Annotated in this window: 13 protein-coding genes; 4 read left to right on the top strand and 9 right to left on the bottom strand. The window is 35.0% G+C overall.

All coding sequences use genetic code 11. From position 1 onward, the window contains the following. Positions 1 to 103: 103 nt before the first annotated feature. Both ACFPH8_RS14520 and ACFPH8_RS14515 read right to left on the bottom strand, forming a co-directional pair. Positions 104 to 1,432 carry an exonuclease domain-containing protein gene (locus tag ACFPH8_RS14520; protein ID WP_376862101.1) on the bottom strand — a complete coding sequence of 443 codons (1,329 nt, stop codon included), beginning with the start codon at positions 1,430 to 1,432 and terminating at the stop codon, positions 104 to 106. Beyond that, on the bottom strand, positions 1,429 to 2,202 hold the full coding sequence (locus ACFPH8_RS14515; protein ID WP_376862098.1) for an XRE family transcriptional regulator: 774 nt from the start codon (positions 2,200 to 2,202) through the stop codon (positions 1,429 to 1,431). The genes ACFPH8_RS14520 and ACFPH8_RS14515 overlap by 4 nt, the downstream gene beginning before the upstream one ends. A gap of 52 nt (positions 2,203 to 2,254) precedes the next feature. On the opposite strand from ACFPH8_RS14515, the gene dinB reads away from it, so the two are divergent. Beyond that, the gene (gene dinB, locus ACFPH8_RS14510; protein WP_376862095.1) at positions 2,255 to 3,469 is read left to right on the top strand and encodes a DNA polymerase IV; all 1,215 of its coding nucleotides are present in this window, start codon (positions 2,255 to 2,257) and stop codon (positions 3,467 to 3,469) included. After that, positions 3,469 to 6,426 carry a DNA polymerase III subunit alpha gene (locus ACFPH8_RS14505; RefSeq protein WP_376862093.1) on the top strand — a complete coding sequence of 986 codons (2,958 nt, stop codon included), beginning with the start codon at positions 3,469 to 3,471 and terminating at the stop codon, positions 6,424 to 6,426. The genes dinB and ACFPH8_RS14505 overlap by 1 nt, the downstream gene beginning before the upstream one ends. A 103-nt stretch (positions 6,427 to 6,529) precedes the next feature. Here the strand turns inward: ACFPH8_RS14505 and ACFPH8_RS14500 are convergent, their stop codons facing one another. From ACFPH8_RS14500 to ACFPH8_RS14485, 4 genes are all read right to left on the bottom strand, one after another. After that, the gene (locus ACFPH8_RS14500; RefSeq protein WP_376862091.1) at positions 6,530 to 7,036 is read right to left on the bottom strand and encodes a GreA/GreB family elongation factor; all 507 of its coding nucleotides are present in this window, start codon (positions 7,034 to 7,036) and stop codon (positions 6,530 to 6,532) included. Between the two features lie 766 nt (positions 7,037 to 7,802). Continuing rightward, the gene (locus ACFPH8_RS14495) at positions 7,803 to 8,771 is read right to left on the bottom strand and encodes a tRNA dihydrouridine synthase (RefSeq protein ID WP_376862088.1); all 969 of its coding nucleotides are present in this window, start codon (positions 8,769 to 8,771) and stop codon (positions 7,803 to 7,805) included. 163 nt (positions 8,772 to 8,934) lie between these two features. After that, positions 8,935 to 9,240: a hypothetical protein gene (locus ACFPH8_RS14490; RefSeq protein WP_376862085.1), complete on the bottom strand. Its 306-nt coding sequence runs from the start codon at positions 9,238 to 9,240 to the stop codon at positions 8,935 to 8,937. 86 nt (positions 9,241 to 9,326) lie between these two features. Then, a complete protein-coding gene (locus ACFPH8_RS14485; protein WP_376862082.1) occupies positions 9,327 to 10,007 on the bottom strand; it encodes a hypothetical protein in 681 nt (226 codons plus the stop codon). Between the two features lie 209 nt (positions 10,008 to 10,216). Here ACFPH8_RS14485 and ACFPH8_RS14480 point away from each other — a divergent pair, with 209 nt between their 5' ends. Together ACFPH8_RS14480 and ACFPH8_RS14475 are read left to right on the top strand one after the other, a co-directional pair. Beyond that, a complete protein-coding gene (locus ACFPH8_RS14480; protein ID WP_376862079.1) occupies positions 10,217 to 11,989 on the top strand; it encodes an ABC transporter ATP-binding protein in 1,773 nt (590 codons plus the stop codon). A gap of 92 nt (positions 11,990 to 12,081) precedes the next feature. Further along, a complete protein-coding gene (locus ACFPH8_RS14475) occupies positions 12,082 to 13,938 on the top strand; it encodes a B12-binding domain-containing radical SAM protein (RefSeq protein WP_376862076.1) in 1,857 nt (618 codons plus the stop codon). 59 nt (positions 13,939 to 13,997) lie between these two features. Here ACFPH8_RS14475 and ACFPH8_RS14470 read toward each other — a convergent pair whose 3' ends face one another. The 3 genes from ACFPH8_RS14470 to ACFPH8_RS14460 form a co-directional block, all read right to left on the bottom strand. Then, the gene (locus ACFPH8_RS14470) at positions 13,998 to 15,032 is read right to left on the bottom strand and encodes a serine hydrolase domain-containing protein (RefSeq protein ID WP_376862073.1); all 1,035 of its coding nucleotides are present in this window, start codon (positions 15,030 to 15,032) and stop codon (positions 13,998 to 14,000) included. Between the two features lie 70 nt (positions 15,033 to 15,102). Beyond that, a complete protein-coding gene (locus ACFPH8_RS14465; RefSeq protein WP_376862071.1) occupies positions 15,103 to 15,234 on the bottom strand; it encodes a hypothetical protein in 132 nt (43 codons plus the stop codon). A 15-nt stretch (positions 15,235 to 15,249) separates the two neighbouring features. After that, positions 15,250 to 15,843, bottom strand: coding sequence for an FMN-binding negative transcriptional regulator (locus ACFPH8_RS14460; RefSeq protein WP_376862068.1), 594 nt, complete (start codon positions 15,841 to 15,843; stop codon positions 15,250 to 15,252). Positions 15,844 to 15,883 lie beyond the last annotated feature (40 nt).

Below are 15,883 nucleotides of genomic sequence, written 5' to 3'. Positions count from 1 at the left end.
ATTTTATTTTAGTTTAAAACACATTTGAATATCATGAAAATTTCTAACATTGTTACAGTGTATAAAGGAAGCCTAACGGAAATAATAATATTTATATGAGTTACTATACGTGTGTTCTCAAGATTTGCTGAACATCCAAATTGTCTTTCTGCGGAATTATGAAATTATCTAAATCTGCAGGAGAGTTTATTTGTTCAGTATTATCAATAAACCCATATCCTAAATAAACCCCGTTTTTAATTAAAACAAATGCTTCCTCGTCAGATGTTCTACCTTTTCGTTTTATAACTTTATGTTCTTCAACTTTGGTTATAATTTCTAGCGCATCTTGAACCCGTTTATTGTAGTTGCTTGGTTGTTCGTTATTAGCACAAACACCTTTGCAGGTTTTAATGTTATAATGGCAACATTGTGCTACACCTTCTTGTAAATGACAATATTTTGGGCATAACTCATACTTTGAGCAAAACGTTTCTAAAAACAAACGACATTCTCTAATATTATGAAAAACCTTAATCGGGTTTGGACAGGATTTTACAGGGTTAAATGCTAAATGCATAATGCCATTCCGGTCCTGATAACTAAAGATTCCATAGCTTTTAGGATTGCGTTTAGCTTGCTTATTAAACTTCGGATAATGATGCTTAATAGCAGCGTCTTCCATTAAAAGCGCGAGTAATTCACTGCCAGCTAACTCAAAGTCAATATCTCTAGTTTCCCGACACATATCCAACGATTTTTGAGTTTTACTATAAAAGTGACTCAACACACGCTTTTTTAAATCCTTGGCTTTTCCTATATAGATTATTTCTCCTACTTTGTTTTTAAAATAATAAATACCAGCTGTATTGGGAATGGCATTGAAAACCGCTGTTGGTAGGTGGGATGGGAGTGTAGCCTCTCTGGACGATTTATTTAAAAAACTACTAAAAACGTTTCCTGTTTCATCTTTTTTCAATAACATATCAAATAGAACCACAGTGGCTTTGGCATCACCTCTTGCTCGGTGTCTGTCAGTTAAATTTATATCTAAACTTTTACACAATTTACCCAAACTGTAAGACGGAAATCCTGGAAATAATTTCCGAGACAATCTGACGGTGCATAATTTTTTTCGGTTGAAATCTAAATCCAATAACTTGAATTCATTACGTATTACGTTATAATCGAAATTCACATTATGAGCAACAAAAATGGTGTCTTGGGTTATATTGAGAATATCTTGTGCAACTTCTTCAAAAGTCGGCGCATTAGCCACCATGGCATTGTCAATACCGGTTAAAGTTGTTATATAAATAGGAATTTGGGTTTGCGGGTTTATCAAGGATGTAAACTCATCAATTATTTCATTTCCATCATATTTAAAAATAGAAATTTCAGTAATTCTATTGGACTGTCCAGTCGTTTCAACATCTATAATTGTATAGGTCATCTAATATGTTTTTCTAATGATTTAAGTTCGACACCTAAACTGTTAAACATGGTTATAATACTACTGATTTTTAACTCTTCTTGGTAGTATTCTTGAGTGTTAATACTGCATGTAAATTCCCATAGCTCCAACACTTCATCTATAGGTATTTCATAAGGTTTGTAGAGTGGATTATCTGAAACCAACAGTAAACTATTTGTTTCTTTAATGTTGTTAATAACGCGCTTGTAAACCATACCGTCGTTTAGCGTTAATAAAACATAGGTTCGGTTGCTTGAAATATCACGTCTATCTTCAACAAATTTACCAACCACATAAGAACCTTCTTTTAAAGGCAACATAGAATCTCCCTTAATAGGAAACGCACGGTGTTTTCCCGATGGTAAAAATGGCAATTTAATTTTTTGTAATTGCTCTATATATTCGGGGTCATCATAACCGGATAAATAACCAGCAGAAGCTTTAATGGGAACCACTTCAATTAAATTTTCATTGTCATCATCAACCGTTATGGGAAATAAAACACGGGTGTTTCCAATGTCAATAAAGGAGGTGTCTTTAGACTTGGTTAAATCGTTTTTTATTAGAATATCCACAGGAATTTTAAAGTAATTTGACAATTTAATAAGCATGTCAATAGAAGGCGTAGAGCGACCTTCTTCATACGAACTAATTCGAGAACGTGTAATTTTTAAGTCGTCCGCAAACACTTCTTGCGTTAACCCCTTGAGATGGCGAAGGTGCCGAATATTTTTAGTGATATTTTTCATAATGCTACAAATATAAGCAATAATTGCTTAATAATGTAGCTAACTTTGCGGTATGAGCAAACAAGTTTTACATCTGGATTTAGACACCTTTTTTGTGTCCTGTGAACGCCTGATTGATAGCCGATTACAAAAACGGCCATTGTTAGTTGGCGGAATTGGCGATAGAGGTGTGGTAGCAGCTTGTAGCTATGAAACCAGACGTTTTGGTGTGCATTCCGGTATGTCCATGAAAGTAGCTAGACGCTTATGTCCGGAAGCGGTTGTTATTAGAGGCGATTCATCTACCTACACCAAATATTCACATCTGGTGACTGAAATTATTAAAGAGCGCGTGCCTGTTTTTGAAAAAGCAAGTATTGATGAATTTTATGCCGATTTAAGCGGAATGGATAAATTTTTTGGGAGTTATAAATATGCTTCAGAATTGCGCCAGGAAATTATAAGAGAAACCGGATTGCCTATTTCGTTTGGGTTATCAGCCAATAAAATTGTGTCCAAAGTGGCTACAGGTGAAGCCAAACCGAATAATCAATTACGGATTGATATGGGTTTTGAAAAATCGTTTTTAGCACCATTATCTATTCGGAAAATTCCGTCTGTTGGCGAAAAAACCTATCAGATTTTACGGAATTTGGGAGTGGAGAAAGTGCATGTGGTTCAGCAAATGCCTTTGGAAATGATGATAAGTGTTTTGGGTGCCAACGGTAAAACTATTTGGAAGCGTGCCAATGGTATTGATAATCCACCATTAATTCCGTTTCATGAGCGTAAATCTATTTCTACCGAGCGCACGTTTACCAAAGATACCATTGATGTGGTAAAATTACGAACCACTATTTTTGCCATGGCGGAAAATCTAGCGTTTCAGTTACGAAGAGCCGATAAGTTAACAGCTTGTATTGCTGTTAAAATCAGGTATTCCGATTTTAATACCTATACCAAACAAATTAAAATTCCCTACACCAGTGCAGACCATATTCTTGTGCCTGCAGTTTTGGAACTATTTGATAAACTGTACCAACGGCGTTTATTAATCCGTTTGGTAGGCGTTAAGTTCACCCATATTGTTACAGGAAACTATCAAATTAATTTGTTTGATGATACCGAAAACATGCTTAATTTATATAACGCTATGGATACCATTCGGAGTAAATATGGCGAATTAAGTATTCAGCGCGCCGCGTCCATGGGCGCAAAAACCATTGGACGTTTTAAAAATCCATTTAATGGCGAACCACCCGTAATTTTAGCACACCGTAAACACTAATGTATCTTAATTGTCACTCATATTATTCCTTGCGTTTTGGCACATTTTCAGAAGTTGATCTTTTGGAATTGGCTAAAGCAAATGGCGTGAAACATTTAGCGTTAACCGATATTAATAATACATCGGCTTGTTTAAATTTTATTCGAAAAGCGAAAGATTATAACATAAAACCCGTTATAGGAATCGATTTTAGAAATGGCGCAAAACAACAATTTGTAGGAATTGCAAAAAACAATGACGGCTTTCAGGAACTGAATACTTTTTTATCGGAATACGCACATCAAAAAAAGCGGCTTCCAGACCTGTCCCCAAAATTTGAGAATGCGTTTGTAATTTACCCGTTGGAACAAGTTATGCAACTTGAGAAAACCAAATTTGAAAATTTTGAGTTTATAGGTATTACTATTAATGACCTTAAAAAGTTACCCTTTACAATTTATAAGGATTATGAAGATAAACTGGTTATTCAACAACAAGTGACTATTCGGAATAAAAAAGATTTTAATGCACACCGTTTGTTGCGCGCCATTGATAATAATACTTTGTTGAGTAAATTATCAAAAACAGAGGAATGTAGTGAGCATGATAAAATGTATCCCGAAGCGGATTTAGCAGAAATTTTTCAATTGTTTCCATTTATTTTAGAAAACACGAAGCAATTATTAAAAGCGTGTTCTGTTGAATTTAATTTTGGAGCGGATAGAATTTCTCAAAATCAAAGTTTGTATTTAGAATCAGAAGACGCCGATTTTAATTACTTAAAAAAACTCTGCGAGCAGAAAATTTACAGACGTTACCCATATCCTTCCGAAAAAGTACGAGAACGTTTAGAAACCGAACTCAAAACGATTAAGGAGATGAATTTTGTATCCTATTTTCTTATCAATTATGATATTGTGAGTTATTCAAAAAGTCAAGGGTACATTCATGTAGGAAGGGGAAGTGGTGCCAATAGTATTGTAGCATACATTATAGGAATTACCGATGTAGATCCCATAGAATTGGATTTGTATTTTGAACGGTTTATTAATCCATTCCGAAAATCGCCACCTGATTTTGATATCGATTTCTCGTGGAAAGAGCGCAATGATATTACCGAATATATTTTTAAGCGCTTTAAAAATGTCGCACTATTAGCTGTTTATAACACCTTTAAATTCCGAGCGGTTGTTCGAGAATTAGGAAAGGTTTTTGGCATGCCAAAAGAAGAAATAGATAAAATATGTACCGGTAGATATCAAAAACCAGAATTTGATGAAATGGGTGCTTTGGTCATTAAGTATGGCGAATTAATTCAGGGTTTTCCTAATTATGTTAGTGTACATTCCTGTGGGATTTTAATATTAGATAAACCTATTCATTATTATTCAGCAACCAATATGCCACCAAAAGGATTTCCTACTGTGCAATTTGATATGATTATTGCCGAAGATGCTGGGATTTTTAAATTCGATATTTTAGGACAACGTGGATTAGCAAAAATTAAAGACACGTTAGAAATTATTAAATATAACAGACCCGAAGCACCCGAAATTGATATCACAGATGTTGAAAAATTTAAAACAGATCCCAAAGTAAATGCGCTATTAAAAAACGGAAAAGCCACAGGTGCTTATTATGTAGAATCGCCAGCCATGAGAGGTTTAATGTGTAAACTCCAAACCCAAGATTATTTAGGATTGGTGGCAGCAAGTTCCATTATCAGGCCAGGCGTTTCGGGTTCAGGGATGAAACAAGAATTTATTAAACGCCAAAGACATCCAGAACGTCGGAAAGAAGCCAATCCGATATTGTTAAAGATTATGCCAGAAACCTATGGCATTATGGTATATCAAGAAGATGTGCTAAAAGTGGCTAATCAATTTGCAGGCTTAACTTTAGGAGAAGCCGATGTGTTGCGGCGTGGTATGAGTGGTAAATTTAGGTCGAGAGCCGAATTTCAAGCGGTTGAAGATAAATTTATAGCCAATTGTAAAACTAAAGGCTATACAGATGCATTAACACTGGAAGTTTGGGAGCAAATAAAAAGTTTTGCAGGCTATGCATTTGCAAAAGGACATTCGGCTTCTTATGCCGTGGAAAGTTATCAGAGTTTGTATTTAAAATGTTATTATCCGTTGGAATTTATGGTGGCTGTTTTAAATAATGGCGGCGGATTTTATAGCACCGAACATTATATTCATGAAACAAAAATGTGTCAGGGCATTATAAAAACACCCTGTATTAATAAAAGTGACCATCCCAATACAATAGAAGGAAACACGATTTATTTAGGCTTTGGTTATCTTAAAAATTTAGAAAGTTATACGGTAAAACGGATTTTAACCGAACGGCAGTTGTATGGTACATTCAAATCGTTGGATGATTTTATTGATCGCGTGGTGATTAGTATTGAACAATTAACCATTTTAATTAGAATTGGTGCGTTTAGTTTTACAGAAATCCCCAAATCCGAATTGCTTTGGAATGCTATTTTTAAGATAAATTCTAGTAAAGCAAAAACACCTCAAAAACAATTATTCAAACCAAACCATAAAGCCTTTACCTTGCCAACACTTAGTTCCAGTTGGATAGAAGATGCTTATGACCAAATGGAATTATTGGGTTTCCCTTTGTGCAATTATTTTGATTTGATAAACGAACCCATTCGGGAACATATTAAAGCCAAAAACATGTTTCAACACCGAACTAAAAACGTGCTGTTATATGGTAAGTTGGTAAATACACGATTTCATAAAGGTGCTACAGGAAAACTCATGCGGTTTTGCACATTTGTAGATGATGAAGGGTGTTATTTTGATACCGTACACTTTCATGATACGGTAGAAAAATATCCCATTCATGGCATTGGAATATATGCGTGCTATGGGAAAATAACCGAAGAATTTGATTTTTGCAGTGTTGAAATTATTTGGACTCAAAAAATGGCATTAAAACCAGATCCACGGTTAAACTAATTGGCTCTGTCAAAGGGTATAATTCCCTGAAAGTTGGCCTTAACATTAAAAGCTCATTTCTTACCAATGCTTCGTGGATTTCCCTTCAGGTAGTTTACTGTGTTTAACTTTCATAAGAAATATCCATGATTTCAAAAACCCGATCCTCTTTGGCCAGTTTTAAAATAGCTTTTTCGCCTACCTTTTTATCCGTTAACAATCTCGCGATTGGTGAGATGAAGGAAATTTTACCTTTCGCAATATCGGCTTCATCCACACCAACTATTTGATATTTTTGAAACGTTTTGGCACTTCCAATTTTAAGGGTAATTAATGCGCCAAACCGAATTTCATCTTGCGGTTGTTTGGATAAATCAACAATTTTTGCGGTTGCTATTCTGTTTGTTAGTAATTGCAATTTGGCGTTTATATGGTTTATGGCAATACGTCTTTCTTTTTCGTTTGTATTATCTAATTGTTCTTTTTCATCCGCAAAGGCTTGTTTTTCCACCAATAATTCATTAATTCCATTTGGAGTCACGTAGTTTGTTACACCTTCAGGCAAATCTGCTCGTGGTGCTACAAAAGGTATGTCTTCTTGGTCATCTTCTTTTACAAATCCTCTACTCATAATTTATGTACGTTTTTGTTTTCCTAATTCAATAAGGTAAAACTATTTTTTTAATTAGCCGAACCCTGCATTCAATGTTTTTTGGTGGCAGAATAATTAGGTGATATTTTCCAAAAAAAAAGGCTGTAAATAAAAATTCACAGCCTTTTTTTTAATAATTAAGGAAAATTTAATAAACCATAACGCTAGACTCTTGATTTCCGTTTCTTCATTTTTTTATCTTCCATTTTCTTTAAAATCTTCTCTTGTTTCCTATCGTTTAATTCTGCTTTTGTAAGCTTCTTTCTTAATTTAGCCATGATATTGTTATTTTAATTTTAGGTAAAAAATAGAACATCGTTTTAACTCCATATTTATACGTTATTTTAATGCGAGCACAGGTATTCAGGATGTTTAAATTGAAAAATTTCTGTATTAAATAATGTAAAGGAGTTGTTCAGGCACACGCGCTATGCCTGATTAATTCAGGAAGATAATTTGGCGTTTTGGAGATAATTCAAAATAGAAATAACCACCAAAAAACCTGCTCACGAAATTTTCGTAAAAAGTAATTAGGCAGTTTGTTACAATTAGATTCATAATTTCTATTCTCACAGCAATTTATTTGCCATTAAAAGGTAAACATAGTCCTTATATTCCAATTAAGCAAATTTAGAGCAAACGGTTGTTAACGCCGTTTACTATTGGCATTTTATAATCGTTTTTTCTTGTAATTTGCCCAATATGTTTCTTTTTAAAACTAGAAATTGGTACTTGGTGCCAAAAGCTATTTCCGTGAATTTTTAATGCTCATTTCCGTACTTAAAATTTTATCAACTGCTTGTCTATATTTTGTTGGGTTTGAAGCTTTTTTTATAGCTTTATATACTTTTTGTGGATTGGAAGTCGATTGTGAAAAGAATTCCCAAAAACCGAGCATTTTCATTTTTATAGGTGTTGGTCCAGACAAGTATTCGTCGTATTGCTGATAAATAGTATCATGAAATTTAGAAAATGTTTCCCACCTATTTTCAGGATAGTCTGTGGTGTCATTTTTTATCATACTTGGTAAAAACGGATCGGCAATTAGGCCGCGCCCAATCATAAAATGATCAATACTCGGAAAGCGTTTTTTCATGGCTTTAAAAGCAGAAACACTGGTAATATCACCATTGTAATACAATTTGTGCTTGGTGCTACTAATGCATTTTTCAAACGCATCTAAATCCACAGGGCCTTTATAAAGTTGCTTGCCAATTCTAGCATGTATGGCAATGTTCTTAAGCGGATACTTATCTAAAATAGGAAAGGCATCTAAAATTTCTTCAGTATGTTCATAGCCCATACGCATTTTCATAGATACTAAAATATCCGTTTCATTATGCGCTCTGTGTAAAACTTCGTCAATTCGTGACGGGTTACAAATTAAACCAGAACCCATTCCAGACTTGGTAACCATGGGATAAGGACAACCTAAATTCCAGTTTAGCTCCTTGTAACCTAAACTTTGAACGTATTTGATAACAAATAAAAATTCATCTGGATCATTGGTCATTACTTGCGGAATAACTTCTATAGTCGCATTGTTTTCTGGTAACAAATCATTTTGATAAGATTGCTTAATTTTCAGTTTGCCATTAAGCTTAATATAAGGCGCATAAAACGTATCAATACCACCGAAGTACTGATTGAAAGCATTGCGAAACCTGAAATCTGTAAAACCCTGCAAAGGTGATGAAAGAAGCGTATGAGCCATGATGTTATTTAGTTGTGCAAAGATAGGTTTTTTGCTTTATGGTTTGGATTTATAGATACAATATGATACCATTTTAAGCAACTTATTTTAAGGTACGCTATTTTAGCACGATGCCATCTCAAATCCTATTTATTACACCACCCTTTACGCAGCTAAATACAGCCTATCCTGCAACGACTTTGCTGGCTTGTTGTAAAGTGAGTCCGTAACCTTGATTGCGTTCATCAAAATTACTATCACGCTCATAAAGTTTAAACGGAATTCCACAATGGATGCGAGCCACAGCAAGCGCTACACCACCAATGCCATCAGCAATAATAGCTGCGTGTGGATAATTTTTAGTATCGGTTCGAGGTGTATGACGCGCTGAAACCAAACCAGAACCCAAACACTTCAAGCAGAAGTAGAGGTGACCTCTAGGACGAATTGGAGTTGTTTCTTTGCTAATTATTTTTTTTACCACGTCCATGACATTCAGGGCAAACGGTATCCTTAACGGAATTGATTTTGAAGTTAATCATTTTATTCAAGGGGTATTTTGGAATAAGCTAAATACTACTTGCTGTTTTCTGCTACTGGTGAAATCATAATATGTGCTCTATGCGTTCCTGGATTCATAATCCAAGGATGATTTTGAGCAATTGGAACTTCTGGTAAACCTGTAGATTCTGCTGTTGCGTATGGCATATAAACGACATAGCGAAGTTTCGCGTTTTCAACTTTACTTGTTTCAGGATCATAATCCGTATCAGGACCATAGTAAATGTGCAAGGTTGACCCAATGGTCATTTTAAGTTTTCCCGATTTCACTTCTTCTTCACGAATATCAAATATTTCTTGATGGTTTTTTCCTTCCGCTTTCAAAGCGCGCCCTCTTGCCATGAATGGCTCAAGATCTTTATGATACGCTGCGGCACTGAATCCATCTTTATTCGGATCGTCAGCAAGAATAATAAATTCATTGTTACCTTCTCTTAAGGTCACAAATTCACCAGCCATATTGTATCCTATAATTTTAGCGCCAGATCGGCTTACTTCAGGAGCAGCCATTAATGCGGTTGCAATTAGTGCTTCGTCTGAATCAATTTTTTTTAATTGTTTATTGACTTTATTTGTTACGCTATCTGTAGGCTTTTTAATTTCAGAAGATTCTTCAATTACCGGTTTCGTTTTGTCTGATGAGTTACAAGAAATTAGAATTCCTGCAAATAGTAATGTTGTAATAATACGTTTCATATTATATTGGTTTTTTCGTGTTGACTTAATGAATCTATACAATCAGACTTAAATAGTAAATTGCATCTTCATGATAAAGGCAAGATACTAAATCTTTAATTTCTTTGCGTGGACTATCTATTTTTAACGTTCATGCATTTTTATTTGCTTTGATCAATTAACGATGTTGTAATGCGTATTTTTGCAAATTGTATTACCTAATAGAAAACATGCGACATTTAAAAAAAACATCAGATAAAAAGGATAACTCACAGCCGAGAGTCACCATGAAACAGGCTTTTAAAACCATAATTTGGCCAAGACGAAATTTGGTTTTTATTGGTCTCCTTTTGATTGTAATCAGAAGTTTATCGGGTTTGGTTCTACCATGGCAAAGTAAAGTTTTACTAGATGAGGTGGTTCCAAATAAAGATACGTCGCAATTATACACCTTAATCGCCATTGTAATTGGTGCTATAACCATACAAGCCGTAACGTCCTTTTTATTAACTAGAATATTAAGCGTTCAAGCGCAATATTTAATTAGCGAATTACGATCAAAAGTTCAGAAAAAGGTGCTTTCGCTGCCTATTAGTTTTTTTGATAATACCAAATCTGGTGCTTTAGTGTCTAGAATTATGAGCGATGTGGAAGGTGTCAGAAATTTAATTGGAACCGGTTTGGTGCAATTAGTTGGTGGTTCATTTACAGCTGTTGTATCCTTAATAATTTTAATAAAACTGAACGCTTGGATGACCTTGTTCGTGTTTGTGCCATTATCCATATTTGGTTATATCGCCTTGCGTGCCTTCAAATTTATTCGTCCAATTTTTAGAGCCCGTGGTAAAATTAATGCCGAAGTTACAGGCAGATTAACAGAAACTCTGGCTGGCGTTCGTGTAATAAAAGCGTTTAATGCTGAAGAACAAGAAAACACGGTTTTTGAAAAAGGAGTTGATAAATTATATCAAAACGTCAAAAAGAGTTTAACAGCAACCGCTTTAATGACGAGTTCTTCCACGTTTTTAATTGGTGTGGCAACTACTGGAATAATGGGAATGGGTGGTTATTATATGATGATAGGTGAAATGACCACAGGTGATTTTTTATTCTTCACATTAATCCTTGGTTTCATGATTGCTCCAATTGTACAAATGAGTAATATAGGAAGTCAATTAACGGAAGCCCTTGCTGGATTAGATAGAACGGAAGAGCTTATGAATATGACGGCTGAAGAGGATAACAAAGCTAGACATATTGAATTGAATACCATAAAAGGAGCTATTGAATTTGATGACGTATCTTTTTCATATGAAGAAGGCAAAAACGTATTACACAACATCAGCTTTAAAGCGCCTGCTGGTTCTGTAACGGCTTTGGTTGGAAGTTCTGGTTCTGGAAAATCCACTATTGCGGGACTTTCAGCAACGTTTTTAACACCAAAATCAGGTAAAGTGACCATTGATAATCACGATTTATCACAGGTTAAATTAAGTAGTTTCCGGAAGTATTTAGGTGTCGTGCTGCAAGACGAATTTTTATTTGAAGGTAGCATTCGTGAGAACATCATGTTTCCAAGACCAAATGCCACTGAAGCCGATGTACAAAAAGCGGTAAAAGCCGCTTATGTCAATGAATTTACGGATCGTTTTGATGACGGTTTAGAAACCTTAATAGGCGAGAGAGGTGTGAAATTATCTGGTGGTCAACGACAACGTTTAGCTATTGCTCGTGCTATTTTAGCAAATCCAAACATTATTATTTTAGATGAAGCGACGTCTAGTTTAGATACCGAAAGTGAAGCGCTAATTCAGAAAAGTTTAAATGAATTAGTTAAAAACAGAACCACTATTGTTATTGCTCACCGATTAAGTACCATTAGAAAAGCAGACCAAATTTTAGTCATAGAAGCTGGCCATATAGTGGAACGTGGCACACATGACCAATTGATAGCTAAAGAAGGCAGATATTATGAATTATACACGTATCAGGCTAAAATTTAACAGGTTGAAAAGAATAGAAACCGAAATATATTCTGAATTTAGAAAACAATTCCATTTCACACAATCTATGTATAGAACGCTATCTTTGCATCATGCCATCTAAAATCCTATTTATTACGCCACCTTTTACGCAGTTAAATACAGCCTATCCTGCAACGGCTTATTTAAAAGGGTTTTTAGAAGAACAACAAATATCTGTTGCACATTGCGATTTGAGTATCGAGCTGTTTACCGCCATTTTTACGAGCGAATTCCTACAGCTTATGTTTCAGGAAGCAGCAGACATGGAAAACGATCAATATCCGGAAATGAACAGGATGAAACACCGCTACATTTCAAAAGTTGATGCTGTTCTCGCATTTCTTCAGAAACAAGATATTAAAACGGCCCATAAAATTTTGGAACCACATTTTTTACCTTTGGGACATAGGCTTTCCAGAGTGAATACAGAAATTATATGGGAAGTTGGAGACGTAGGTATTATAGACAAAGCCAAGCATTTTGGAACCCTTTTTATTGAAGAAATAGGCGATTTTATACAAGCCAACGTGGACGAGTTTTTCGCGTTTACTAAATATGCGGAACAAATTGGAACATCTGCGAGTAGTTTTGATCAATTGGATGAATTTTTAAGTTACCAACCAACAATTATTGAAGAGAAAATGTTGGATATTTTAGTCGAACAAATTGAAACCGAAACACCCAATTTAGTTTGTTTTACCATTCCATTTCCAGGGAATTTATTTGCTGCTTTGCGTTGTGCACAATTTATAAAACAGCTTTTTCCAGATATTCATGTGGCTTTTGGTGGTGGCTATTGCAATACCGAATTACGATCGCTTACAGATCCACGGATTTTTGAATTTGTGGACTTTATATCATTGGATGATGGCGAAGGTCCTTTACTTAAAATGGTTAATTATCTGGAAGGTCATATTTCTATAGATGATTTAGAACGCACATTTGTTTTAGAACAGGAGGCCGTTAGCTATAAAAATAAAGTTCCAAACACTATTTATCATCATAGAAATCTACCGGCACCAGATTATTCCGGATTACCTTTTGATAAGTATGTGTCTTTTTTAGATGTTGTAAATCCTATGCATAGAATGTGGACGGATGCAAGATGGAATAAATTAACCATTTCTCATGGTTGTTACTGGAAGCAATGCACGTTTTGCGATGTGAGCTTGGATTATATTGGAAACTATCAAAACACAACAGCTGAAGATTTAGTTGATAAAATTGAAAAAATAATAAAAGACACCGGTATAAGCGGTTTCCATTTTGTTGATGAAGCGGCTCCGCCTAAAATGCTCCGTGCGTTATCTAATACCTTACTAGAAAGAGGTGTAAATATTACGTGGTGGACAAATATTAGGTTCGAAAAAACCTTCAATTTTGAATTGTGTCAGCTCATGGCAAAATCGGGTTGTATTGCGGTAACTGGCGGACTGGAAGTGGCTTCAGATAGATTATTGTCCAAAATGAAAAAAGGTGTGGATATTGCCCAAGTTACACGCGTAACTCATAATTTTTCTCAAAACAATATCATGGTCCATGCCTATTTAATGTATGGATTTCCAACTCAAACGGAGCAAGAAACCATCGATTCTTTAGAAGTGGTAAAACAGCTATTTGAACGCAACTGTATTCAGTCTGCATATTGGCATCAATTTACAACCACTATTCACAGTCCCATTGGTCAGAATCCGGAAGCGTTTGGAATAGAAATAACAGGACCTGTTTTTGAAGGATTTGCTAAAAATGATTTATACCACCAAGATCCGAAAGGTGCTAATCATCCTATATACACCAAAGGGTTAAACTTGGCGCTACATAATTATTTAAATAAGGCAGGTTTTGAAAAGAGTATGTCAAGTTGGTTTGATTTTCCGGTTCCTAACACCACACATCCAAAAGATTTGATTGCGAGTTTCTTGGATTAGCAGGCGGTAATGATCAACCAGGATTTGAATATGGTTGTTGTGCTATTCATGCATTTAACTTATTCGCGTTTCTTGCACTTTATGATTTTTACAATTCTATTAATTACAATTTGCGATAAATTCCAATTGTATCCATCAAAATTGGTCGTGTTCATAAATTGCACAACAACTGTATCTATCTCATTATGGTATTCCGCAAGACATTGATAGCCTGGAAGTAAACCACCATGTTCATAAACGTAAGAGTAAATTTCCTGTTCACCTTCATTAAATACAGTGCCATCATTCAGGGCGCGTAAAAACATGCCAACATCCTGTGCTGTAGCAATCATTAAACCAGAATAATCCGTTTTTATGTCATTTTCTATTCCCACATAATACCCGCTCATAACATCGTCTATATTTACATCGTGTAGGGAGCCGAAGGTATTGTTGAGGTTGAGCGGAATTAATATTTCTTCTTTAATATATTGTTGATGGCTATAACCCACAACTTTATCTATTAGATCGGAGATTAGCATATAATTAGTGTTGGAATATTCATACCCTTTATCTGGTTTAAAACTAGCTGGTAAATCAAGCGCATATTCCAACTTTTCTTGCCTAGTTTCTGGTGGATTAACCCAATAATTTGGAAAATTGGTAAAATTTGGAATGCCACTTCGATGTTGCAACATCATTCGCAACGTAATTTCATTGGCATTTTCAATTCTTCCAATGAGTTCTGGAAAGTAGTCCGCTAAAGTTTTATCCAAGGACAAACGCTTTGCTTTTATTAATTTGGTTGCAGCTACGGCAACATATAATTTGGTAATGCTACCAATTTTGAACAAAGCATCTGGTTTGGCCGGAATTTTATTTTCTCGGTCGTGCCAACCAGCAGTATAAAATTTAGGAGGTTTGCCTGCTTCGTCTACATAAACAATCATGCCATCAACGCCATGGGTAATAGCTTCTTCTACTTGTTCCTGAATCGTATCAGGCAGTGGTAATATCCATGCCTTGACCAAAATCCAAGGTACGAACCATAGGGAACTTATACTTGCAATAATAAAAAGTATTCTAAATGTGCGTTTTAGTTGTTTCTTCTTCATAATATTATTTCCTTTTAACACCAAAATTTCGCTGTTTTACAAGTATGCTTCCTAGACACGGATTTCCAAACTACTGAAAGGTGTCTGTTATATAAGAGGTATTTTGGTTAATAGTATCGCTTACTTTCCACAGAATGGTGTTTTGAGAATTCCCTTGAAAGCTTAATAGAAATAGAGAAATGATTAAAAAACTTCTTTTCATTTGTACAAAAGATTGTTAATGGATTATTTGATTTAAAAAATCGCCAAGATGAACTTGGTTACGCTTTATCATTTCGGATTTGGCTATTTCAAAATCTACCGCTTGCCTGTTTTGTGAGAGTTTAAATTTACCTTCCCAATGGGTAATTGTAATTTTAAAACCTGATACATAGGGAAGATATGTGTCCATATCTGGATCATCCTTATCTAATGTATAGTTGTGATGCGGTTGCTCTAAAAATTCTGTCATAGCAACCATAGTTTGCTTAATGCTTTCTGGGTCTTCAATTTCTGAAACGACGCCTTCAACGTGCACTTTTACATAATTCCAAGTTGGTAACTGTTTGGTTGTATAAATACTTGGTGAAATATAACATTGTGGTCCCGAAAAGATAACAGTTACCTTATTCTGGTTTTTCAGTAACGCGGCATGTGGATTATGTGCATCCAGATGACCAATTAATTCGTTGTTTTTATAAATTAATGGAATATGGGTTATTAACGGTTCGTTGTTTGAAACTGAAATAACAGTTGCCAACGGATAAGCACGTATCACATGAATTAAATGCTTTTTATTACTATCTTGATGTTGTTTTGGTGGATAACTCAAAATTTTGGTTTTGCTTTTACGGATTTATTTAAGTGACTAA

The sequence above is a fragment of the Bizionia hallyeonensis genome (assembly GCF_042657385.1).
Taxonomy (GTDB): Bacteria; Bacteroidota; Bacteroidia; order Flavobacteriales; family Flavobacteriaceae; genus Algorimicrobium; species Algorimicrobium hallyeonense.
The sequence above is the reverse complement of the archived record's forward strand: the minus strand, read 5'-3'. Positions and strand labels throughout refer to the sequence as shown.